The organism is Geminicoccus harenae (genome assembly GCF_019800005.1).
Taxonomy (GTDB): Bacteria; Pseudomonadota; Alphaproteobacteria; order Geminicoccales; family Geminicoccaceae; genus Geminicoccus; species Geminicoccus harenae.
The window spans coordinates 46584-68740 of record NZ_JABGCL010000025.1; the positions used below are offsets into that span (position 1 = coordinate 46584).

The following is a 22157-nucleotide window of genomic DNA, read 5'->3' on the forward strand; positions in this document are numbered from 1 at the left end:
GCCTTCGCGTCAGGAGGCGCTGCCGGCCGGACCCGCCTCGTCGGCTTCGCCTGACGCATCGTCGTCCGGCACGATCCCGGCGCTCAAGGGGATATGGAGGTCGCAGCGGATCCCGTCCGCCCGGAAATCGACCGCCACCTCGGCGCGCAGCTCGTAGACCAGGCCGCGCTTGAGCTGCAGCATGCCGAAGCCCTCCGGCCCTGGCTGCGGGCTGCCGCCGGACAGCTCCTCCCAGACGAAATGCAGCCTGCCATCGGGGCCGGCGGCGTCCACCGACCAGCTCACCGTGATCCGGCCGTCCGGGCGGAACAGCGCGCCATGCTCCAGCGCGTTGGTGACCAGCTCGTGGATGGCCAGGCCCAGCGCTTCCGCCGCCTTGCCCTTCAGCCGCACCGGTGGCCCCGCGACCTGCAGCCGGCTCGATTGCCGGACATGGCTCGCCAGCAGTTCCTCGTCGATCAGGCCCTGCAGGTCGGCGCCGCGGCCGGGAAAGCGGGTGACGGCCGCCTGGACCCGCGCCAGCGCGCCGATCCGCCCGTCCAGGTGGGCAGCCAGGTCCTGCAGGTTCGTGGCGCTCTCGGCGGTGCGGCGGGCGATCGAGCGCACCACCGCCAGCGTGTTGCGCAACTGGTGCTGCAACTGCTCCATCAGATGCTGCTGCCGCTCCTGCCGGCCTCGCAGGTCGTCGATGTCGCCAGCAATGCCGATCCACCCGGCGGGAGCGCCGGCCCCGTCGGCCAGCGGCTCCGCCCGCAGCCTGGACCAGCGATGGCGCCGCTCGGCCGCTTGCCACAGGCGGAGGTCGGCCTCGAACCGTCCGGTGTTCCGGGCCTCGCCCAGCGCGTCCCCGACCCGGGCGCGATCGTCCGGATGCACGGCGTCCAGCCAGCCGGCGCCGGCCGACGCCTCCCGGGGCTGGCCGGTCAGGCTCTGCCAGCAGCGGTTGGCCCAGGTCCAGGCCCCTGCCGCATCCGCCTGCCAGACCGGCTGCGGGATGGCGTCGCAGCCGGCGCGCAGCCGGTCGATCGCAAGGTGTTGGGCGGGCTCGCCCAGCCGGGCGGCGATCGCCTCGGCGGCCTGCCCGACGAACAGGTCGAGATGATGGAGGGTGCTCGCCGAGGGCAGCATGGGTGCGCGAAAATAGGCGGACAGCACGCCCAGCGGGCGACCTTCCCCGTCGATGAGCGGGATGGCCTGCGCCCCGCGGATGCCCAGCTCCTGCGCGCGATTCTTGTCCAGCAGCGGGTCGGTGTCGCGGGTGATGTCCTCCACCGCGATCCGGCGCCTGGTGTTGAACGCCCGGACCACCACCAGCATCCGGCCGGTCACCGGCAGCTCGCGGAACTCGTCCGCCACCGCCTGGTCGAAGCCGCGCTGTGCCGCGATCCGGAGCGTGCGGCGCTCGGGCTCGTAGAGCCGCAGGACCCCCAGATCGGCATCCTGCAGCGCCATGGCAGCATCCAGCACTTGCTCCAGCAGCGGCTCCAGCCGGGTGCAGGCCGCGAGGCGCCCGGACAGGCGGTGCAGCCGGGTCAGTGCCGCGACCTCCGTGCTGAGCGCACGGCACAAGGCAGAAACCTCGCCGTCACCGGCCCGTGCCGCGGTGACGTCCCACAGGATCCCGCCGAGCCTGACCCCGCCGCCTGCCGCGTCGCGCAGCGCGGCGCCGCGTGCCTCCAGGCGGATGACCCGCCCGTCCTGCGGGCGCACCATCCGATAGGCGAACTGGAACGGCCCGCCGCGCTCGGCAGCTCTGCGCCGCTCGGCGTGCAGTCGGTCGAGGTCGTTCGCATGGACGCTGCGGTCGTGATCGGCCGCGGCCAGGCTGCGCTCGCTCCCGATCCCCATCATCTCGGCGGCCGCTCCCGAAAGCCGCAGCATACCGGCCGCTAGGTCATGCTCGAAGACGGCGAGGTCGGCGGCGGCGAAGAACTCGGCACAGGCTTGCAGGCAGGCGCTGGTCGCCATTCCGGGCGCGGCAGTGCTCACGACTCGTTGGCTCCGTATTGCTGGCCTTCGGCGTCCAGGTGCAGGTAGTTCGGGTTGAACAGCGAGAGCATCTGCAGGGCCCGCAGGTCCCGGATGGTCAGCAGCCGGTCGCGCAGGACGATCAGATCGCCCGCGCGCAGTTCCTGCAGGGTCCGGTTCAGATGCACCGCCGAGAGGCCGGTGGCATCGGCGAGGTCGACCTGGGTGATGGGGAACTCGCAACTGTTGCCGTTGGTCAGGCCCACCATGCGCAGCCGGACGAACAGCTCGCACAGGATATGGCCGACCCGCTCCAGGGCGGTGCGCTGGCCGAGACTGACATTCCACTCGCGCTGGATCGCGGCGGTAACCAGAGAGTCCCACCACAGGGCCTGGGTGATCCGCGGCTGCTTCAGCATGACCTCCTCCAGCACCTCCCGGCTGACCTCGGCATGGGTGACCGGTGTGATGGCGGCCATCGAATGGTCCATGGCGCGCAGGATGAAGATGTTCAGATCACAGAAATCACCCGGCAGCAGGATGGCGATGATCTGGCGCCGGCCATCCTCCAGCGTCTTGTAGCGGCAGGCCCAGCCCGACAGGATCAGGTTGACGTGCTCCGGTCGATCGCCCTCCCGGATCAGGTCGTGGCGGGCATTGACCTGGCGGACGCGCTGCCGCGACAGGACATCGAGGGCCGCCTCGTCGCTCGCCCACAGCCTCGTGAAGTGGGAGAGCTTGCGCGCGAGGGGATTGTCCATGCTTCCCTCTCCCGGCTCGCCCCAGTGCTGCCAGGGCCTCCCCGCGGATCGGACCACTCCATATTATAGGACATCGGCAGACCGGTGCCACCCGGGTTCGAGGGCCGCCGGCCAAGCATCCGCGGTCGTCACCTTGCGGTGTCAGCCGGGAATTTTCTGGCGGTCGACGGTGCGGCGCGCAATGTTGGGCGTTGTCTGGCTCAGGGGGCTTCCCCGCCCGCCACCAGCAGCGAGACCAGATGCCTCAGATCCCAGCCCCGATCGAGACCCGCATCCCGGACGGCATGCGCGCCTCACCGGCCTCCGGCCTGTTCGTGGCGGTCGTCATCATCGGCTTTCTTTATTTCGGCCGCGAGGTCCTGGTCCCGGCCGCGCTGGCGGTGCTGCTCAGCTTCGTGCTGGCGCCGGTGGTGCGCCTCCTCCAGCGCTATTTCGTGCCACGCAGCATCGCGGTCCTGTCCACGGTGCTGCTGGCGTTCATCCTGATCTTCGGGCTCGGCACCCTCATGGCCGCCCAGCTCACCGAGCTGGCCACCGACCTGCCGCGCTATCAGTCGACGATGCAGGAGAAGATCCGCTCGTTTCGCGGCGCCACCGAGGGCGGCAGCGGGGGGATCGTCGACCGGATGTCGCGGATGCTGGATGGGCTGAGCCGGGAGCTCAACGAGCAGCCGGCCCAGCCGACCCGTCCGATCGGGCCGGAGCCGGGCGTGACGCCGGACGAGATGACGCCCATCCCGGTGATCATCCACCAGGCGGATCCCGGCGCCCTGGCGACCCTGGCGCTGATCATCAACCCGCTCCTGCATCCGCTCGCGACCACCGGCATCATCATCATCTTCGTGATCTTCATCCTCCTGGCGCGCGAGGATCTGCGCAACCGGCTGATCCGCCTGGCCGGCGCGCACGACATCCAGAACACGACCGCCGCCTTGGACGATGCCGGGCGGCGGCTGAGCCGCCTGTTCCTGAGCCAGGTGGCGCTCAACTCGGCCTATGGCTGCGTGATCGGCCTGGGCCTGTGGCTGATCGGCGTGCCGAGCCCGATCCTGTGGGGCGTGCTGGCCGGCGTGCTCCGCTTCGTGCCCTATGTGGGCGCGATCATCGGCGCGGTGTTCCCGATCGTCTTCGCCGCCGCGGTCGATCCGGGCTGGTCCATGGCGCTGTGGACCCTGGCCCTGTTCGTGGTGATCGAGCCGATCGTCGGCCACGGCATCGAGCCCATGCTTTATGGCCGCTCGACCGGTCTGGCCCCGGCTGCCGTGGTGGCGGCCGCGACCTTCTGGACCTGGCTGTGGGGACCGATCGGGCTGCTGCTCGCGACCCCCATCACCGTCTGCCTCGTGGTCCTGGGCCGGCACGTGAAGTCGCTGGAATTCCTGGACATCATGTTCGGCGACCGACCGGCGCTGACACCCGCGGAGCTGTTCTACCAGCGGATGCTGGCAGGCGACCCGGTCGAGGCCATCGAGAAGGCGACCGAGTATCTCAAGGAACGCTCGCTCACCTCCTATTACGACCAGGTCGCGCTCAAAGGCCTGGAGCTGGCGCAGGCCGACCATGCCCGTGGTGCTCTGAACGAGGAGCGCCTTGCCCGGATCCGGACCAGCCTGGAGGAGCTGATCGACGACCTGGCGGACCAGGAGGACCGGCCCAGATCGCTCGCCGGCACGGACGACCCGGAGGCGGAGGCGGCGTTCGACCAGGACGAGGACGACGAGGACTCCGCGCTGCACCTGCCGGTGCTGACCGAGGAGGCGCTGGCGCCGGAATGGTCGGGCGAGGCGCCGGTGCTGATCATCTCGGGCCGCGGGCCGCTCGACGATTCCGCTTCCAGGATCCTGGCCCAGCTCCTGGGCAAGCATGGCCTGCGCGCGCGGATCGTCGGCACCGAGGCGATCAGCACGGCCAACCTGTTCCGCCTGGACCCCAGCGGGGTGGCGCTGGTCTGCCTGTCCTACCTGGACCCGGCGAGCCTGATCCCGGCCCGGACCGCGGCCAAGCGGATCCGGCGCCGGATCCCCAAGGCCGCGATCCTGCTGGGCCTGTGGCGGCCATCCGAGGAAGACGAGCGCCGCGAGCTGCCCGAGGAGGTGATGACGGACTACCGCGCCTTCACCTTCGAGGAAGCGGTCCGGCTGTGCCTGGCGGCCGCCACGCGGCCGAAGGCCCAGGGGGATGCCGCCGCGGCGACGCATGCGGTCCAGCGCAGCGCGTGATCCGGGCCGCCGGAACGCATGAAGGCCCCCGGCCGTCGCCGGCCGGGGGCCCGGAAGCGGGATGTTCCGGCCGCGATCAGTTGTTGATGCGGTCGGTCATGTCGCGGTCGGTTTCCGCACCCTGGTCAGCCAGCCCCTGGAACTCGCCGAGATTCTCCGTGACCCTCGCCTCCTCGACCGGCTCGTCGAGGCCGCCGTCGAAGGGCAGCAGGCTGGAGCGGGCCGCGTCCTCCTCGGCGACCAGGGTGGCCGCCAGATGCCAATGGTCGTCGGCGCGGCCATGCGGGCCGCCTTCGGATTCCCAAAGTTCGTAGGCCTTGCGGCGGATCCGCTCTTCCAGCGGCTCGTCCATCGCCAGATCCTCGGCACTGGCCCTGGCCGATTCTTCGAGCTCGTTCAGCCCGTCGACGGTCTCCTCCTGGAAGTCCGGGCGCACCGCGTCGGCGACGGCCCAGTCCTGCGCGGTCGCGTCCTCGGCCTGCGGGCTGGTGCCCTGCGCGTCATAGCTGTCGACATCCCGCCCGAACACGGCCAGCGAAGCATCCTCCTCCGGGCTCTGCGCCTCGGCACGGTTCAGTGCTGCCTGTTCCGCCTGCTCGATCGTCGGCGAATCGGGGTTGCGCGCCATCTTCAGCTTCTCCTTCGGCCGCTCACGCAGGCCGGTCCGGTGATGCCCCTCCAACGTTTCCCGAATGGATGCGTTCCGGCCGGATGCCGGCCCGCCGCCACGATGCCGACCGTGCCGCGCCGGCGGCTGGAGGGAGCGCCCTGGCAGGCCCATGTCCTTGACGGTTCGCGTGCCAGGCGTTGCAGTCCCATGTCCCGCAGGCGAGGAGAAGCGCATTGACCCGGACGACCACCGAAGGGGATCGGGTGCTGCCCCCGATCGACCTGCTGATCAGCGATGTCGACGGCACGTTGGTGCGGACCGACAAGAGCCTGACCGAGACGACCAGGCAGGCGGTGGACCGCCTGCGCCGGGCAGGGGTGCGCTTCAGCATCATCAGTGCCCGGCCGACCCGCGGCCTGCGCCTGCCGCTGGACGGGTTGCAGGTGACCGAACCGGCGGCGGCGTTCAACGGCGGCACGATCGTGGCGGTCGACGGCACGATCCTGCAGGCCCACCGGCTGGACGACGCGACCGCGCGCTCCGTCCTGGAGCGGCTGCGCCGGCCGGGCATCGAGCTCTGGCTGTTCGCGGACGACCGCTGGCTGGTCGAGAAGGCGGACGGCCCGCTGGTGGCGCGCGAGGAGCGGGCGGTGGGCTTCGGGCCGGAGCTGGTGGAGAACCTCGCCGACCATGCGGTGCGCGTCGACAAGATCGTGGCCGCCAGCGACGACCATGCGCTCCTGGCCGCACTCGAGCAGGAGGAGGGCAGGGCGCTGGCGGGGCAGGCGCAGGCGCTGCGCTCCCAGCCCTATTACCTGGACGTCACCGCACCCGACGCGGACAAGGGCAGCGGCATGGCGGCGTTGGCCGAGGCGATGGGTGTGCCGCTCGAACGCGTGGCGGTGATCGGCGACGGGCACAACGACCTGCCGATGTTCGCCAGGGCCGGGCTCGCGATCGCGATGGGCCAGGCATCGGACGAGGTGAAGGCGGCGGCGCGCTTCGTCACGGCCGGCAACGACGCGGACGGCGTGGCCCAGGCGATCGACCGCCTGCTGCTCGGCCGGCCTTGAGCCGCAGCGTCCAGGCTTCAGCGCCGCACGACATGGTCCGCCACGAAGGCGCCGCGGCGGCCCATCGGTGCGGCAGGGTCGATCGTGGTGTCGCGACGGGTCTGCAGCTCCAGTTCCGCGTTGAGCTCGGCACCCAGCAGCAGGGCGTAGGCCGAGATCCAGAACCAGAACATGGCCACCACCACGCCGCCGAGCGTCCCGTAGAGCGCGTCATAGTCGCCGAACCGGCCGACATAGAAGGAGAAGCCCAGCGAGACCAGCAGCCAGAGCATGGCCGCCAGGATCGAGCCCGGCGTCACCCAGCGCCACTTGGCGTCCTCCCGGGAGGGGCCGAAGCGGTAGATCAGCGCCAGGGCCAGCATGGCGAAGGCCAGCAGCAGGAGGAAGGAGCTGGCACGCACCAGCAGGGCCGGGACCGGTCCCAGCCATCCGGATGCCAGGGCCGCCGGCACGGCGACGATCACCGCCAGCGCCACGACCGTCCCGACGATCCCGCACAGGGTGATCAGCAGCGCCTCCAGGTTCAGCCGCAGGAAGCTGCGCTTCTCCTTCTCCTCGTAGGCGACGTTGAGCGCGGTGATGATCGACTTCACCCCGTTCATGGCGCTCCACAGGGCCACGGCGAGGCTGATCGCCAGGCTGGAGCTGAGCCGGGTGCGGCCGGCGGTGGCCAGGTCCTGCACCCGGTCCCGGACCATGTCGAAGGTCGAGGGCGGCAGGACGCCCTGCAGCGCTTCCAGTTGCCGGGCCGCGGTGGTCTGGTCGTTGAACAGGCCATAGACCGAGATCGCCACCAGGATCACCGGGAACAGCGCCAGGATCGCATAGAAGCCGCAGCTCGCCGCGGCCATGCCGATCTCGTCGGAGATCGCCTGCCAGAAGACCCGGCGCAGCACGGCGAGCCAGCCTTCCGCCGGGATCTCCCGCGGCGAGCGGGCATCATGGCCCGGCACAGCGTCCGGGCCCGATCCTGGCCCCACCACGTCGTCGCGCTCCTCTCCCATCAGGCCGGCCTCCCGGCTGCACCCGATCGCCCGCCGTCCCGCCCAGCGGATTTCTTGTCCCGGAATCCACACGCTGCGTGTAGTATTGCGCGGTGAACCAGCCAGGGACATCGTAGATGGCGGTACGACTGGGCGACATCGCTCCCGACTTCGAGGCGGACACGACCGAGGGGAGGATCAGGTTCCACGAGTGGATCGGTGACAGTTGGGCGGTGCTGTTCTCGCATCCGAAGGACTTCACCCCGGTGTGCACGACCGAGCTCGGCTACATGGCCAGGGTGAAGCCGGAATTCGACAAGCGCAACGTGAAGATCATCGGCATCAGCGTGGACCCGGTCGAGGACCACCATCGCTGGGCCGCCGACATCGAGGAGACCCAGGGGCACGCGCCCAACTACCCGATGATCGGCGACACCAGGCTGGAGATCGCCAAGCTCTACGACATGCTGCCGGCCGGCGCCGGCGACAGCCATGCCGGGCGCACGGCCGCGGACAACGCCACCGTGCGCAACGTGTTCGTGATCGGCCCGGACAAGCGGGTGAAGCTGGTTCTGGTCTATCCCATGTCGACCGGGCGCAACTTCGACGAGGTGCTGCGGGTGATCGATTCGATGCAGCTCACCCAGCAGTACTCGGTGTCCACGCCGGCCAACTGGCAGAAGGGCGACGACGTCATCGTGCTGCCGTCCATCCCGACCGACGAGGCGCGGCGGCGCTTCAGCAAGGGCGTCACCGAGCAGAAGCCCTATCTGCGGATCACGCCCGACCCGAGCGCCTGAACCGGTTCCTGCGGCATCGCGGCTGCGACTCCACAGCACCCGAGGCGGAGAAACCGGGGCTGGGGCGGGATGTTGCCTGAGGAGGTACGGCAGCGGCGGAGCATGCGATGACCGGACAGGCTGGCGGTCCGGCGGGTGGCCTGCTCGCCGGCAGGCTCATCCTGCTGGTCGAGGACGACCGGCTGGCAGCACTGGATCTCGTCCAGGCCCTGGAGGCGGAAGGGGCCAGGGTCGTCGGGCCGGTGGCCAGCGTCCGCCAGGCGCTGGACCTGATCGAGGCCACGCCCGGCCTGGACGGGGCGGTGCTGGACGTCGAGCTGGTGGACGAGCTGAGCTTTCCGGTCGCGGACCGGCTGCGCGACCGGGGCATCCCGTTCGTGTTCGAGACGGGCTATGACGAGCATATCATCCCCGAGCCCTACCGCGATGCGCCGCTGATCGCCAAGCCGGCGCAGGCCAAGCTCATGACGCAGGCACTGGCCGACCCGGTTCGATGCCGCCCGGGGTGAGCCACGGGCCTCAGGGCGGGGCCTGCCGCCACGCCTTCAGCCGCACGCCCGGCCCCTCGGCATCGATCCCGAGCAACCGGACCCCGCCATCCTCGAACGTCCTGACCAGCAGGGCCTCGGTCGCGCGGTGCAGCGAGTGGCGATGGCACTCGAAATCCTTGATCGTGCTGCGTGATACGCCGGACAGTACGGCCAGGCGCTCCTGGGACCAGTTCAGGAGGCCGCGGGCGGCACGGCATTGCTCTGGATGAAGAATCATGATCCGGACCCTTGCCTCTCCGGACAATAGTCAACCATAATGGGTGGGATTGGGCAACGGCCCGCTCCCGAACGAGAACAAGCAGAGGACGCGGACGACGCGGATGACGGACGACACCTTGCTCATCTCCATGGTCGTCCTGCCCTTCGTCGGCGCCATCATCGCGGCCTTCCTGCCTACCATGGCCCGCAATGCGGAATCCTGGCTGGCCGGCACGGTGGCCCTGGCAGCACTCGGCTGCGCCTTCCTGGCCTACCCGGCCATCGCGGCCGGCGGAGCGCTGCGTGCCGAGATCCCCTGGCTGGCCAGCTTCGGCCTGACCCTCGCGTTCAGGATGGACGGCTTCGCCTGGCTGTTCGCGATGCTGGTCAGCGGCATCGGCTTCCTCGTGGTCCTCTATGCGCGCTACTACATGTCGCCCGAGGACCCGGTCCCGCGCTTCTTCTCGTTCTTCCTGGCCTTCATGGGCTCCATGCTCGGCATAGTGCTGTCCGGCAACCTGATCCAATTGGTCATCTTCTGGGAGATGACCAGCATCTTCTCCTTCCTCCTGATCGGCTACTGGTACCACAATGCCAGTGCCCGGGAGGGTGCCAGGATCTCGCTCACCGTGACCGCCACGGGCGGGATGGCGCTCCTGGGCGGCGTGCTGCTGCTCGGCCACATCGTCGGCAGCTACGACCTGGACGAGGTGCTGAGCTCCGGCAACCTCATCCGCAACCATCCGCTCTACCTGCCGGCCCTGATCCTGATCCTCCTGGGCGCCTTCACCAAGAGCGCCCAGTTCCCGTTCCATTTCTGGCTGCCCAACGCGATGGCGGCACCCACCCCGGTGTCGGCCTACCTCCACTCGGCCACCCTGGTGAAGGCCGGCGTGTTCCTGATGGCGCGCCTGTGGCCGGTCATGGCCGGCACGCCCGAATGGTTCTGGCTGGTGGGCGTGGCGGGCCTGAGCTCCCTTCTCATCGCCGCCTATTTCGCGATCTTCCAGCAGGACCTGAAGGGCCTGCTCGCCTACTCGACCATCAGCCATCTCGGCCTGATCACCACGCTGCTGAGCCTGAGCAGCCCGCTGGGCGCCGTCGCCGCCATCTTCCACATGGTCAATCACGCCACCTTCAAGGCGTCCCTGTTCATGGCGGCCGGCATCATCGACCACGAGACCGGTACGCGCGACATGCGCCGGCTCAGCGGCCTGTTCCGCTTCATGCCGATCACGGCGACGCTCGCCATGGTCGCGAGCGCCGCCATGGCCGGCGTGCCGCTGCTCAATGGCTTCCTGTCCAAGGAGATGTTCTTCGCCGAGGCGATCGAGACCCACGTCCCTTCCATCCTGGACACGGTGACGCCCTATGTCGCGGTGATCGCCAGCCTGTTCAGCGTCACCTACTCGGTCCGCTTCATCCAGGCGGTGTTCTTCGGCCCGCCGCCCGTCGACCTGCCGCGCACGCCGCACGAGCCGCCCTTCTGGATGCGCCTGCCGGTCAGCCTGCTCGTGCTGTCCTGCCTGGTGGTCGGCGCCATCCCGGGCCGGACCATCGAGCCGTTCCTGCGCCTCGGCGTCACCTCGGTGCTGGGCGAGGCCACGCCCGAGTTCAGCCTGGCGGTCTGGCACGGGCTGAACGTGCCCCTGGTGATGAGCGTCATCGCCCTCGTGGGCGGCGCGCTGCTCAGCTTTGCCCTGAAGCGCTACCTCGCCACCAGCCGGGACGGTCCTCCCTTCTTCCGCCGCGTCAAGGGCCAGCGCATCTTCGACCGGCTGATGGCGCTGGTTGCCAATGACGGGCCCCGCTTCCTGGAGCGCTATCTTTCGACCCGCCGCCTCCAGCCGCAGCTCCGGCTGCTGGTGGCAGCCGCGATCCTGGCAGCGTTCCTGCCGCTCTGGCGCCAGGGGCCGGGCCTGGGCGGGCTCACCTTCCCGCCTGTGTTCGACCCGATCTTCACCCTGGTCTGGGTGGTGGGCACCGTCTGCGCGGTGATCGCGGCCTATCAGGCGAAGTTCCACCGGCTGGCCGCCCTGGCCCTGCTGGGCGGGGCCGGCCTGTCCGTATGCATCTCGTTCGTCTGGCTCTCTGCCCCGGACCTGGCGCTGACCCAGCTCCTGGTCGAGATCGTGACTACGGTCCTGATCCTGCTCGGGCTGCGTTGGCTGCCCAAGCGGGTGGAGGGAGCGATGCCGGTGCCGCTCAGCCTCACCACGAGGCTGCAGCGCCTGCGAGACCTGATCCTGGCCGTGCTCGCCGGGCTCGGAATGATGCTGCTCTCCTACGCGGTGATGATGCGCCCAGCCGGGCAGACGATCGGCGCCTACTTCCTGGAGCGAGCCTATACCGAGGGCGGCGGCACCAACGTGGTCAACGTGATCCTGGTGGACTTCCGCGGCTTCGACACGCTGGGCGAGATCACCGTGCTCGCCATCGTGGCGCTCACCGTGTTCGCCCTCCTGCGCCGCTTCCGGCCGGCCCCGGACAGCATCCCACCGCCCATGCAGCAGCAGATCCAGCGCAAGTTCGACGTGGCGGCCCCCGACCGCGACGACGGCGCCACGCTCACCGACTATCTCTACGTGGCCTCCGTGATCATGCAGTGGCTGTTCCCGATCGTCATCGTGCTGGCCCTCTACCTGTTCCTGCGGGGCCACGACCTGCCCGGTGGCGGGTTCGCCGCAGGCATCGCCATGACCTCGGCCTTCATCATGCAGTACATGGCGGTCGGCACCCGCTGGCTGGAGGACCGGCTGCGCGTGCTGCCCCTGGTCTGGATGGGCTTCGGCCTCCTGCTTGCGACTGCCACCGGCCTCGGGTCCTGGCTGTTCGGCTACCCGTTCCTCACCTCCCACAGCCGCTATCTGGAGATCCCACTGATCGGCGAGGTCCCCGCCGCCACCGCACTCCTGTTCGACCTTGGGGTGTTCTCCCTGGTGCTGGGCGCCACCGTCCTGATGCTGATCGCGATCGCCCACCAGTCGATCCGACGCATCGGTCCGGCCAGGGCCGCCAACGAAGCCGAGGAGACGTAATGGAACTGGTCCTGGCCCTGGGAATCGGCGTCCTGGTCGGCTCCGGCGTGTGGCTGCTGCTGCGCCCGCGCACCTACCAGGTGATCATCGGGCTCTCCCTGATCTCCTATGCCGTCAACCTGTTCATCTTCAGCATGGGCCGGCTGCGGGTCGACGCCCCGCCGGTCCTGGGGCCGGCGGGCAGCGACTTGGCCTCCTATGGCGACCCGGTGCCGCAGGCCCTGGTGCTCACCGCGATCGTGATCGGCTTTGCCACGACCGCGCTGTTCCTGGTGGTGCTGCTGGCCTCCCGCGGCCTGACCGACACCGACCATGTCGACGGGCAGGAACGGCAATGAACGGAGGCTGGACCGTCCACCTGATGGTGGCGCCGATCCTCCTGCCCCTGGTGGTGGGTGCGGCGCTGCTGTTCGTCAACGAGCGCCGGCGCCGGCTGAAGGCCGCGTTCGGCGCCGCCTCGAGCGTGGCGCTCCTCCTGGTAGCCGCAGCACTGCTGCGCTTTGCCGACCTGCCGGCCGAGGCGGGCGAGGCGACCACCGGGGTCTATCTCCTCGGCAACTGGCCGGCCCCGTTCGGCATCGTGCTGGTGGTGGACCGGCTGTCCGCGCTGATGCTGCTGCTCACCGCCGTCCTGGCCCTGCCGGCCCAGGTCTTCGCGCTCGGCCGCTGGCATCGCGCCGCACCGCATTTCCACTCGCTGTTCCAGTTCCTGCTGATGGGGGTGAACGGCGCGTTCCTGACCGGCGACCTGTTCAACCTGTTCGTGTTCTTCGAGGTGATGCTGGCCGCCTCCTACGGCCTCGTCCTGCACGGCTCCGGCCGGCGCCGGGTCAAGGCGGGGATGCACTATATCGTCATCAACCTGGTGGCCTCGTTCTTCTTGCTGATCGGCGTCGCCCTGATCTACGGCGTCACCGGGACGCTCAACATGGCCGACTTGGCCCTACGCATCCCGGCCGTGGCGCCGGAAGACCGGATGCTGCTGGAGGCGGGTGCCGCGATCCTGGGCATCGCCTTCCTGACCAAGGCAGGCATGTGGCCCCTGAACTTCTGGCTGCCTACCGCCTATGCCGCCGCGGCCGCCCCGGTGGCGGCGATGTTCGCGATTCTGACCAAGGTGGGCGTCTACATCCTCCTGCGCCTGTCGCTGCTCCTGTTCGGCGAGGGGGCAGGGGCCTTCGCCGGCTTCGGCGCCGACTGGCTGACGGTGGGCGGCATGCTGACCGTGGTATTCGGCACGCTCGGCGTGCTGGCCGCGCGCTCGCTCGGCCGGCTGACCGGCTACTGCGTGCTGGTGTCGTCCGGCACGGTGCTGGCCGCGATCGGCCTCGAGGATCCCGCGGTGGCCGGCGGCGCCCTGTTCTATCTCGTGAGCTCCACTTTGGCGCTGAGCGCCCTGTTCCTGCTGGTGGAACTGCTGGAGCGTGACCTGGAGCAGCCGGAGGACGAGCCGGACCAGGTGTTCGCGGATGTCGAGGAGGACCTGGAGGACGAGGAGGACGAGGTGGGCGTGCCGGTGCCGGCGACCCTCGCCGTGCTGGGCCTGGCGTTTGTCGGCTGCACCCTGCTGCTGGCGGGCATGCCGCCTTTGTCCGGCTTCCTCGGCAAGTTCGTGATGCTGAGCGCGGCGCTGAACCCGAATGGACTGGGCGGCGGCGGGCAGGTCTCCTGGCAGGGCTGGCTCCTGGTACCGCTCCTGATCATCTCGGGCCTCGCCACCATGATTGCCATGATGCGGGCCGGCATCCGCCGCCTGTGGGCGCCGCCCGAGCCGATCGTGCCGCGCGTCCTGATCCGCGAGGCGGTGCCGGTCGCCGTCCTGCTCGCTGTCGGTGTCGTGCTGACGGTGCTGGCCGACCCGGTGATGCGCTACATGGCGGATGCCGCGGCCGCACTGCACGCGCCGACCAGCTATGTCGAGACCGTGCTGGGCAAGGAGCGCCTGCCCGGGCCCAGGAGCGCACCGTCACCATGAGACGCTGGCTGCCCTACCCGCTGCTGACCCTCTCGCTCACCGTGATGTGGGTCCTGCTCCACCGGCCGTCGCTCGGCCATGTCCTGCTGGGCGGCGCCATCGCGGTCGCCGCCACCTGGGCGCTGGCACGGCTCCAGCCGGACAAGCCGAGGCTGCGCAACTGGCTGGCGATGCCCCAGCTGCTGGGCATCGTGCTCTACGACATCATCCGCTCGAACATCGCGGTGGCCGGCATCATCCTGCAGGGTGGCCGGGCCAGGCGGACGTCGGGCTTCATCGTCATTCCACTCGAGCTGAGCAACCGGACCGGCCTGTCGGTCCTGGCGGTCATCGTGACCGCCACGCCCGGCACCGCCTGGGTGGAGTTCGACCCGGCGCACGGCCGGCTCCTGCTCCATGTCTTCGATCTGGTCGACGAGGCCGCCTGGCAAGCGCTGATCAAGCACCGCTACGAGCGGCTGCTGCTGGAGATCTTCGAATGAGCGCCACGATCCTGAACTGGTCCATCACGATCGCCCAGATCATGCTGGGCATGGCGATGCTCTGCACGATCTTCCGGCTGGCCGGCGGGCCGCGCGCCCAGGACCGCGTGCTGGGCCTGGACACGCTCTACGTCAACGCGATGCTGCTCCTGTTGACCTTCGGCATGCGCAGCGGCAGCACGCTCTATTTCGAGGCGGCCCTGGTCATCTCGCTGCTGGGCTTCGTCGCGACTGTGGCGCTGGCCAAGTTCCTGATGCGAGGCGAGGTGATCGAATGAGCGAGGCAGCCGACCTGCCGCTCTGGGCGGCCCTGCTCGTTTCGGCCCTGGTCCTGGTCGGCGCCGGGCTCACCCTGATCGGCTCCTACGGCCTGTTGCGGCTGGAGCGGTTCTATGACCGCATCCATGCGCCGACGCTCGGCAGCAGCTGGGGCACGGGCGGCATCCTGGTGGCGTCGATGCTGCTGTTCTCCGTGCTCCAGACCCGGCCGGTGCTCCACGAGATCCTGATCGCCCTGTTCGTGACGGTGACCACCCCGGTGACGCTGATGCTGCTGGCGAGGGCGGCGCTCTACCGCGACCGGACCGAGGGCAATGCCGATGTCCCGCCGATGCTGAGCAAGGATGTTCCGCCCACGCAGAACCCCTGAGCGCTCGCCTCAGCCGTCCAGCCCCGCGGCCGCCGCCCGGAACAGTTGCACCGCGTCGGGGGCAAAGCGCATGGCGCGCAGGAAGTCGTCGATCCGGTAGCCCGGCAGCGAGCGGCGCAGCTGCGCCATCTGTGCCCGCGCTTCGGCCACGCGCCCGGCCAGGGCAAGCGCATAGGCGGCGATCGCCAGGATATGGGCATGGGCGTTCGGCTGGCCCGCGGCACGCAGTCCCCATTGTGCCGCCTCCTCGAACCGGCCCTGCCGCGCCAGCGCCATGGCCCGTGCCCCCAGCATGCCGAACAGGAGCGGGTCGCACGGGCTGAGCCGCCGCGACTGGTCGGAAGCGGCAATCGCGGTGGCCGTGTCGCCCGCTTGGCAATGCACGAAGGCCAGCGTGTAGTGGCCGAGCGCGAAGTTGGGGCTGAGCTCCACCGCCTGCTCCAGCTCCGCCACGGCCTGGTCCTGCCGCCCTTCCAGCCAGTGCGCCCGGCCCATGGCCCAGTGCGCGGCCGGATCGCGCTCGTCGGCGGCCAGGCTCTGCCCGGCCGTGCGCAGCGCCAGCTCGATCGCCGGCCGCGCCGGCGCCCAGCCCTGAAAGGCATCCTGGAAATGGGTGAAGGACAGCCCGGCATAGGGGCGGGAGAAGCCCGGGTCGAGCCGGACCGCTAGCTCGAAATACCGCCTGGCCTGCTCGTTGTCCGGCCGGCTGAACCGGTACATGTGCCAAAGGCCGCGGTGATGGGCGCCCCAGGCATCCAGCGATCCCGGCTGGCGCAGCATGGCCCGGGCACGCTCGACCGCCTCGATCTCGGCGGCGACCGCCGCGACGATGCGGTCGCCCAGCTCGTCCAGGACGACGAGGGTCTGCCCGAGCGGCCGGTCGTACAGCTCCGCCCAGACGATCCGCCCGCTCGCCCGCTCGGCCAGCTCCACCGTGACCCGGACCTGCCCGCCCAGATGGCGGACCGTGCCGTTCACCAGTAAGTCGACCTCCAGCAGGCGCGCGGCCGTGGCCACGCTTGCCTGGCGCTCGCGCAGCGCCAGCATGGTGCCGGGTGCGATCACCAGGAGGCTGCGCAGCCGGGCCAGCCGCACGATCAGGTCATGGGACAGGCCGAACGCGACATCGGCCAGCTCCGGCGGGCCTTCCCCGATCCCGCCGAACGGCAGGACCGCGATCGAGCGGCGCCGCGTCCCGGGCTCCGGCTCCGGTGCCGGAATGGCCGGGCGCGGCTCGGCCGGCGGCCGGGAACCGCGCAGTTCCTGCCAGGCAGCCTGCAGCGGCCGGCTGTCCACGCCCTCGGCGGCGAACCGCCGGCAGGCGGATGCCAGGTGCCGTTCCGCTTCCCGTGACCGGCCGGCGCGGGCCAGGCCCGCCAGCAGGATCCGGTGGGCCCGCAGGTCCAGCGGTGCCAGGGTCAGCCAGCGCTGGAGCAGGGCAGGGGGCAGCTCCGGCCCTTCGGCCTGGGCCAGCCTCGCCAGCAGCGCCAGCTGGGCCTCGGCCAGACGGCGTCGCTGGGACTGCAGCCAGAGCTGGAAGTCCGGGCAGGCATCGAGCTCCAGGCCTTCCAGGAACTCGCCGGCGAACAGTTCCGGCCCGACCCCGGGCAGCCCCGGCGCCTCCATTGCCCCTGCCAGCTCCAGCGCGTCCACCCGGCAGCCGGTCAGGTCCAGCCGGACCGCATCGCCTTCCGCCAGGACGACCGGCCGGCCCGGCCGGTCGAGCAGGCGGCGCAGCCGGCTCAGGCACCAGCGCAGCTCGCCGCGCGGGTCGCTCGGCACCTCCCAGAACAGGTCGCACAGCCGGCTGCGGCCGACCGGCCGGTCGGCCAGCGCCAGGAAGCCCAGCAGCCCGCGCAGCTTGCGCGAGCCCGGCAATGGGAGGGGGTGGCCGTCCAGGCTGAGCGTCAGCGGGCCCAGCAGCCGCACCTCGAGCAAGGGCGCAGCACCCTCCGTTCCTGGCGAATCCACGCCCATCGCCACGCTCCTTCCCACGCCCACCGGCTAGACCGGCAGGCGACCGCACCCTCCTCGGTACGAAAAAGAGGGTGCTCATCCTACGGCCACCCATCGGGAGAACAAGCGATCATGGTCACCCTCACTGCCGAGCGGCCGGATCTGGCCGCCATCAAGACCAGGCAGCAGTCGGCCTGGGCATCGGGCGACTACGCGGTGATCGGCGTCACCCTGCAGATCGTGGGCGAGGAGCTGTGCGAGGCCGTGGACCTGCACGCGGGCTCGCGCGTGCTGGACGTGGCGGCCGGCAACGGCAACGCCACGCTCGCCGCCGCCAGGCGCTGGTGCGAGGTGGTTGCCACCGACTACGTGCCGGCCCTGCTGGAGCGTGCGGCGGAACGGGCCGATGCGGAACGCCTGCCGGTCACCTTCCAGACCGCCGATGCCGAGGACCTGCCGTTCGCCGACGGGAGCTTCGACGCGGTCCTGTCGACCTTCGGGGTGATGTTCACGCCCGACCACGCCAGGGCCGCGGGCGAGCTCGCCCGGGTCTGCCGGCCGGGCGGCCGGATCGGGCTGGCCAACTGGACGCCCGACGGGTTCATCGGCCAGCTCTTCAAGCTGATCGGCCGCCACGTCGCCCCGCCACCCGGGCTGCAGCCGCCGGCCCTGTGGGGCACGCGAGCCCATCTGGCCGAGCTGTTCGGCAACCGGGCCCAGACGATCGACGCCCGGCAGCGCCAGTTCCAGTTCCGCTACCGCTCGGAAGAGCACTGGCTGGACGTGTTCCGCACCTGGTACGGCCCGGTTCTGAAGGCCTTCGCCGCACTGGACGCGCCAGGCCAGGCCGCCCTGGCCGACGAGCTGACCGGCCTCGCCCGAAGCTGGAACCGTTCCGGCGACAGCACGCTGGTGGTGCCGGCCGACTATCTGGAGGTCGTGATCACCCGCGCATGACGCCCGCAGCCTGGGGCGGGGGCCGGTCCAGGCCAGGCCCGGCCTGAGCGTGGAGCGGTCCGGGGGCGGGAACTGGCGGAGGGAACGTCCGCCTTCCGCCATCTTCTGAGGTTCGTGGTCGTTCGCGGTCACCCGCATAACTGCTGTCCGGCCATACAGTTAGCCCGAACATAGTTCGTTGGCGTTCGCGCTCGTTCCTGTTAATCCGCTCCGTAATGTGGGAGCGAATGTGGGAACTCAGGATGGCGCGGCGGTCGGGGATGTTGACGGCCAGGAAGGTCGAGACGGCCAGTCCTGGCATCTACGAGGATGGCGCAGGCCTGCGGCTGGTGGTGAAAATGACCGGCGCCAGGTCGTGGGTCTTACGCTACCAGCTGCACGGGAAGCGGCGTGACCTCGGCCTAGGGGGCTGGCCGGACGTGTCGCTTGCCAAGGCCAGGGAGAAGGCCCAGGCGGCCCGGGCGATGAAGGCCGAGGGTGTCGACCCGCTGGCCGAGCGAAGCCGCAAATCGGTCCTGACCTTCCGGGATGCGGCCGAGGCGTTGATCGAAAGCAAGCGGCCAGGGTGGCGCAACGCCAAGCACGCGTCCCAATGGGGTGCCACGCTGGCGGCCTATGCCTATCCAATCCTGGGCGACCTGGACGTGCGGCGCATCGCGACGAAGGACGTCCTGGAGGTCTTGCGGCCGATCTGAACGGAGAAGACCGAAACCGCCAGCCGGACCCGCCAGCGCATCGAAGCCGTCCTCGACTACGCGACGGCCATAGGCGCCCGCACGGGTGACAATCCGGCGCGCTGGCGCGGGCATCTGCAGGCCCTGCTACCGGCTCCCGCGAAGGTGGCGAAGGTTGAGCACCACGCCGCGCTCCCTTGGCAAGAGGCGCCGGCCTTCCTGGCCGATCTGGCCAAGCGAGAAGGCGTTGCCGCCCGGGCATTGGCCTTCACCATCCTGAGCGCGGCGCGCTCGGGCGAGGTCCGTCGCATGACCTGGGGCGAGATCGACCAGACGAACGGGCTGTGGATCGTGCCGGCGCACCGGATGAAGGCGCACAAGGAGCACCGCGTGCCGCTGTCGGCAGCGGCACTGGCACTGCTGCCGGAGCGGGGCGAGCCGGATGCGCTCGTGTTCCCGGGCACGGGCGGGCGGCCTCTATCCGACATGAGCTTGACGGCCGTGCTGCGCCGGATGGGGCGGGATGACCTCACGGTCCACGGGTTCAGGTCGAGCTTCAGAGATTGGGCAGGAGAGAGCACCCACCACCCACGCGAGGTGATTGAGGCTGCACTGGCGCATCGACTAAAGGATAAAGCCGAGGCCGCGTACGCCCGTGGCGACTTGATGACTAAGCGGCGAGCGCTGATGCAGGACTGGGCCAACTACCTGACTAAGCCGCGTGCCGGCGTCGTATTGCTCCGGGACAGGACGGCTTAAGGCTTCTGGCCGCTGTCGCTGGCGATCACATACGCGGCGGATTCCTGATCCGGAACAGCGGGCGTGCGCATCGTCGCCGTGGCCGCGATCGGAACCGAGCCGGAGCCGAGCGCAGTCCCTGATGTCAACGCATTGGCTCCGCCCTGACCGGGAAGTGCCCAACGAATAAGATTGGCCCGCGAAGCCTCGCGGCTTGTCCTGAGTTCAACGTCAACGCGAGCCTGTAGCGAGCTGCTATGGGTCGCGCGGACGATCACTCGGCCATCCTCATCCTTCCCGACGACCCACGGGTAGCTTGGATCGTTGACGAGCCGCTCTGTAAGGCGACGCGCATGGGCGCGGCCGCTTGCTTCCGCGCATCCTGAACCCGGATTGTATGTGTTGCACCCTGGGAAGCGATCACGATCGAGCTGCCACTGGCCATTAACCTGGACCAGAAGGTGTGGCGCCCGGTCGATGAACTTTGCCAGCGTCTGACCAGTCCAGGGTTCCTTCGGTTTTTCGCCCGCCATTTCCGAGTGCTCATAAACCAGCAGGGGGATGCTAGCCGCAGCATAGTCGCAAACGAACGTTTACGGAACCTTGCGGCAGGAAGCGGCAATGAATGTGGAAAAGAGGCTCCTGACACTGCCGGAATTCTATCGGCCGCGATCAGTCAGGAAGACTTTCACATATGGCGAGATCGCGGCTGGCCGGTTGAAGGTGGTCAAGGTCGGGCGCGCAACTCGCATTCCGGTCGAAGCGGCTGAGGCATGGGACGACCTGGTGCTCAAGGGCGAGGTCGGGCCGAAGCGCGACAAGGCGGCCTGACGATGTCGGCGATGGATTTGCGGGGCCGGGCTGGAGACCCGGATCCCCGCGGCGATGGTGCCGCCGAGTATAGCGGTATCAGCGTCGAGTTGAAGTCGAAAAACCAACCTCCCGACGAATCAAAGAAGAACGATCTCGTCCAGAGCATTGTCTGCTGCTTAGCGGAGGATGTACCGCTCGATGATCAGCACATCGAGGCGCTGATCAACCTACTGCCGGCTCCGGAACTCAAACGCATCCTGATGGCGCTGCACGGCCGGGGTCTCGTTACCGACGACCAGGTGGTACGGGTGTTTGATCTGGAGCCGGTACTGGTAGGTGCGTGATGGCAGAACCGACCATGTTCTATTGGCGGTCTCATCATGGCGCTCCGAATGACCCGAAGTGGTTGCTGATCGCCGATCGTGCTGACGTGCGGGTGTCCTTGGTTGCCCATGTCGCATGGGCGCTGATGGACTTCGCGAGTCAGCAGAAGGAACGAGGTACCATCAGCGGCTTCGACATCGAGAGCTTCGCGGCATTCTGCCGGGAGGATCCCGAGGATGTCGCCAAGGTCATCGAGGCCATGCAGGCACATCGGCGGGACGGACGCCCCCCTGTTCATCGACGCCGGCGAACGGATACCAACGTTCTCCCGATACAACCCCAAGAGGGAGCGCGAGGACCCGACGGCTACCCAGCGGAAGCGGGCACAACGCGGGCGGGACCGGGAAGTGCGGTCACGCCATGTCACGCCAAGTTCCACTGCATCACGTCAGGTCACAAGAAGAAGCGTGACATCTAGCGGTGATAGCGTTCGGCCGGCCCGGGAAGGCGATATCGTAGCAGGTGATGCTGCACGGCCTTCCAGCGCTTCGGGTGAAGCATCTAATCAAATCAATGGCTTATCAGGCGGTTCGTCAAGTCACGTTGCGTCACGCCATGTCACGCCTATAGGAGAGGATAGAATATCCTCTCCTTCTGAATTTCATTCAGAAGGCGCTGACGCGCCGTTGCGGCCAAATCCGGTCAAGCAGGCCTTCGACCTGGGCGTCCGGATCCTCACCGGAGCGGGGACGCCTGAGCTCCAAGCTCGCAAGTTGATCGGCCAATGGCGCAAGAACGACGGAGATGCCGTGACCCTCGAGGTCCTCCAGGCCTGCTGCGACCTGTCGCCGACCGAGCCTATCCCCTGGATCAACCGGGCGCTGCAAGCCAGGCGGCGCGACCCAAACCACGGCCGGGACCAGCGCCTGATCCCCGGAAGCCGGCTCTCGGAGCTGCCCGGATGAGCGCCAACGACCGCCGCGAGACAGCGGCGAAGATCCGGGCCCGCCTTGGCGGCCGAGGCCTGGGCAACCACCGAATCACCTGCCCGAGTTGCAGCCATGAACGATCCAAGAGATCCGACCCCTGCCTATCCGTCACAGTCAGCGCGACCGACCTCCGCTGGCACTGCTGGCACTGCGGTGTCAAGGGCATCTGGACCGAGGCCTCTGCCCGTCCTGCATCCGGAGCACGCCCAATGGTTGGAAGCGCGTGGTCTGGATACCGAACTCACGACGGCGCTCGGGATCACCAGCGCCGAGTGCCCAGGTGGTGGTGAGTGGATCGCGATCCCCTATGTCCGCCACGGCCGGATCGTGAACCACAAGTACCGTCGCGTCGACGGCAAGGGGTTCATGCAGGACAAGGGCGGCGCTCAGACCTGATGG

At 69.4% G+C, this 22157-nt stretch carries 23 protein-coding genes and 1 pseudogene; 17 read left to right on the top strand and 7 right to left on the bottom strand.

The features are described from left to right. Positions 1-9 precede the first annotated feature (9 nt). Complete coding sequence (locus HLA95_RS20280; RefSeq protein WP_222184340.1) at positions 10-1989, bottom strand: PAS domain-containing protein; 1980 nt, start codon at positions 1987-1989, stop codon at positions 10-12. After that, positions 1986-2729, bottom strand: a complete 744-nt coding sequence (locus HLA95_RS20285; protein ID WP_191061490.1) for a Crp/Fnr family transcriptional regulator — start codon at positions 2727-2729, stop codon at positions 1986-1988. The genes HLA95_RS20280 and HLA95_RS20285 overlap by 4 nt, the downstream gene beginning before the upstream one ends. A 239-nt stretch (positions 2730-2968) precedes the next feature. Here HLA95_RS20285 and HLA95_RS20290 point away from each other — a divergent pair, with 239 nt between their 5' ends. Then, positions 2969-4948, top strand: coding sequence for an AI-2E family transporter (locus tag HLA95_RS20290; RefSeq protein ID WP_222184341.1), 1980 nt, complete (start codon positions 2969-2971; stop codon positions 4946-4948). Between the two features lie 76 nt (positions 4949-5024). Here the strand turns inward: HLA95_RS20290 and HLA95_RS28435 are convergent, their stop codons facing one another. Further along, a complete protein-coding gene (locus HLA95_RS28435; RefSeq protein ID WP_223861855.1) occupies positions 5025-5576 on the bottom strand; it encodes a DUF2934 domain-containing protein in 552 nt (183 codons plus the stop codon). Between the two features lie 215 nt (positions 5577-5791). Here HLA95_RS28435 and HLA95_RS20300 point away from each other — a divergent pair, with 215 nt between their 5' ends. Continuing rightward, a complete protein-coding gene (locus HLA95_RS20300; protein WP_222184342.1) occupies positions 5792-6631 on the top strand; it encodes an HAD family hydrolase in 840 nt (279 codons plus the stop codon). A 17-nt stretch (positions 6632-6648) separates the two neighbouring features. On the opposite strand, the gene HLA95_RS20305 is transcribed toward HLA95_RS20300, so the two are convergent. Continuing rightward, positions 6649-7635, bottom strand: a complete 987-nt coding sequence (locus HLA95_RS20305) for a YihY/virulence factor BrkB family protein (RefSeq protein WP_191059129.1) — start codon at positions 7633-7635, stop codon at positions 6649-6651. 116 nt (positions 7636-7751) lie between these two features. Between HLA95_RS20305 and HLA95_RS20310 the strand changes: the two genes are divergently transcribed. Together HLA95_RS20310 and HLA95_RS20315 are read left to right on the top strand one after the other, a co-directional pair. Beyond that, positions 7752-8414, top strand: a complete 663-nt coding sequence (locus HLA95_RS20310) for a peroxiredoxin (RefSeq protein ID WP_191059128.1) — start codon at positions 7752-7754, stop codon at positions 8412-8414. 107 nt (positions 8415-8521) lie between these two features. Then, positions 8522-8923 carry a response regulator gene (locus HLA95_RS20315; protein ID WP_191059127.1) on the top strand — a complete coding sequence of 134 codons (402 nt, stop codon included), beginning with the start codon at positions 8522-8524 and terminating at the stop codon, positions 8921-8923. Positions 8924-8933: 10 nt separating this feature from the next. On the opposite strand, the gene HLA95_RS20320 is transcribed toward HLA95_RS20315, so the two are convergent. Beyond that, the gene (locus HLA95_RS20320; protein ID WP_191059126.1) at positions 8934-9182 is read right to left on the bottom strand and encodes a helix-turn-helix domain-containing protein; all 249 of its coding nucleotides are present in this window, start codon (positions 9180-9182) and stop codon (positions 8934-8936) included. Between the two features lie 103 nt (positions 9183-9285). Here HLA95_RS20320 and HLA95_RS20325 point away from each other — a divergent pair, with 103 nt between their 5' ends. From HLA95_RS20325 to mnhG, 6 genes are read left to right on the top strand one after another with little or no spacing between them, the layout of a single operon-like run. After that, complete coding sequence (locus tag HLA95_RS20325) at positions 9286-12201, top strand: monovalent cation/H+ antiporter subunit A (RefSeq protein ID WP_191059125.1); 2916 nt, start codon at positions 9286-9288, stop codon at positions 12199-12201. After that, positions 12201-12539 (top strand): Na+/H+ antiporter subunit C, encoded by a 339-nt coding sequence (locus HLA95_RS20330; protein WP_191059124.1) that lies wholly within the window; start codon positions 12201-12203, stop codon positions 12537-12539. Before HLA95_RS20325 ends, HLA95_RS20330 begins: the two co-directional genes overlap by 1 nt. Beyond that, positions 12536-14176, top strand: a complete 1641-nt coding sequence (locus HLA95_RS20335) for a monovalent cation/H+ antiporter subunit D (protein ID WP_191059123.1) — start codon at positions 12536-12538, stop codon at positions 14174-14176. Before HLA95_RS20330 ends, HLA95_RS20335 begins: the two co-directional genes overlap by 4 nt. Next, positions 14173-14658, top strand: a complete 486-nt coding sequence (locus HLA95_RS20340) for a Na+/H+ antiporter subunit E (RefSeq protein ID WP_191059122.1) — start codon at positions 14173-14175, stop codon at positions 14656-14658. Before HLA95_RS20335 ends, HLA95_RS20340 begins: the two co-directional genes overlap by 4 nt. After that, positions 14655-14936 (top strand): K+/H+ antiporter subunit F, encoded by a 282-nt coding sequence (locus HLA95_RS20345; protein WP_159716408.1) that lies wholly within the window; start codon positions 14655-14657, stop codon positions 14934-14936. The genes HLA95_RS20340 and HLA95_RS20345 overlap by 4 nt, the downstream gene beginning before the upstream one ends. Then, positions 14933-15307: a monovalent cation/H(+) antiporter subunit G gene (mnhG, locus tag HLA95_RS20350; protein WP_191059121.1), complete on the top strand. Its 375-nt coding sequence runs from the start codon at positions 14933-14935 to the stop codon at positions 15305-15307. Before HLA95_RS20345 ends, mnhG begins: the two co-directional genes overlap by 4 nt. Before the next feature lie 9 nt (positions 15308-15316). Here the strand turns inward: mnhG and HLA95_RS20355 are convergent, their stop codons facing one another. Next, the gene (locus tag HLA95_RS20355) at positions 15317-17284 is read right to left on the bottom strand and encodes a BTAD domain-containing putative transcriptional regulator (RefSeq protein ID WP_222184343.1); all 1968 of its coding nucleotides are present in this window, start codon (positions 17282-17284) and stop codon (positions 15317-15319) included. A gap of 111 nt (positions 17285-17395) precedes the next feature. Here HLA95_RS20355 and HLA95_RS20360 point away from each other — a divergent pair, with 111 nt between their 5' ends. Both HLA95_RS20360 and HLA95_RS30125 read left to right on the top strand, forming a co-directional pair. Beyond that, on the top strand, positions 17396-18220 hold the full coding sequence (locus tag HLA95_RS20360) for a class I SAM-dependent methyltransferase (protein ID WP_191058762.1): 825 nt from the start codon (positions 17396-17398) through the stop codon (positions 18218-18220). A gap of 242 nt (positions 18221-18462) precedes the next feature. Further along, a pseudogene (locus HLA95_RS30125) lies at positions 18463-19653 on the top strand (tyrosine-type recombinase/integrase). Here the strand turns inward: HLA95_RS30125 and HLA95_RS20370 are convergent. Continuing rightward, entirely contained in the window at positions 19650-20165 is a 516-nt protein-coding gene (locus HLA95_RS20370) for a hypothetical protein (RefSeq protein ID WP_191058761.1), read from the bottom strand. The pseudogene HLA95_RS30125 and the gene HLA95_RS20370 sit on opposite strands and share 4 nt — an antisense overlap. An 88-nt stretch (positions 20166-20253) precedes the next feature. On the opposite strand from HLA95_RS20370, the gene HLA95_RS20375 reads away from it, so the two are divergent. The 5 genes from HLA95_RS20375 to HLA95_RS20395 all read left to right on the top strand — a co-directional run bounded on the left by HLA95_RS20375 (position 20254) and on the right by HLA95_RS20395 (position 22154). Continuing rightward, the gene (locus tag HLA95_RS20375; RefSeq protein WP_191058760.1) at positions 20254-20463 is read left to right on the top strand and encodes a hypothetical protein; all 210 of its coding nucleotides are present in this window, start codon (positions 20254-20256) and stop codon (positions 20461-20463) included. 2 nt (positions 20464-20465) lie between these two features. After that, the gene (locus tag HLA95_RS20380; RefSeq protein WP_191058759.1) at positions 20466-20789 is read left to right on the top strand and encodes a hypothetical protein; all 324 of its coding nucleotides are present in this window, start codon (positions 20466-20468) and stop codon (positions 20787-20789) included. Beyond that, a complete protein-coding gene (locus HLA95_RS20385) occupies positions 20789-21247 on the top strand; it encodes a hypothetical protein (protein ID WP_191058758.1) in 459 nt (152 codons plus the stop codon). The genes HLA95_RS20380 and HLA95_RS20385 overlap by 1 nt, the downstream gene beginning before the upstream one ends. Before the next feature lie 331 nt (positions 21248-21578). Further along, positions 21579-21734: a hypothetical protein gene (locus HLA95_RS20390; protein WP_191058757.1), complete on the top strand. Its 156-nt coding sequence runs from the start codon at positions 21579-21581 to the stop codon at positions 21732-21734. Positions 21735-21971: 237 nt separating this feature from the next. After that, positions 21972-22154 (top strand): hypothetical protein, encoded by a 183-nt coding sequence (locus HLA95_RS20395; RefSeq protein WP_191058756.1) that lies wholly within the window; start codon positions 21972-21974, stop codon positions 22152-22154. The last annotated feature ends 3 nt before the right edge of the window (positions 22155-22157 follow it).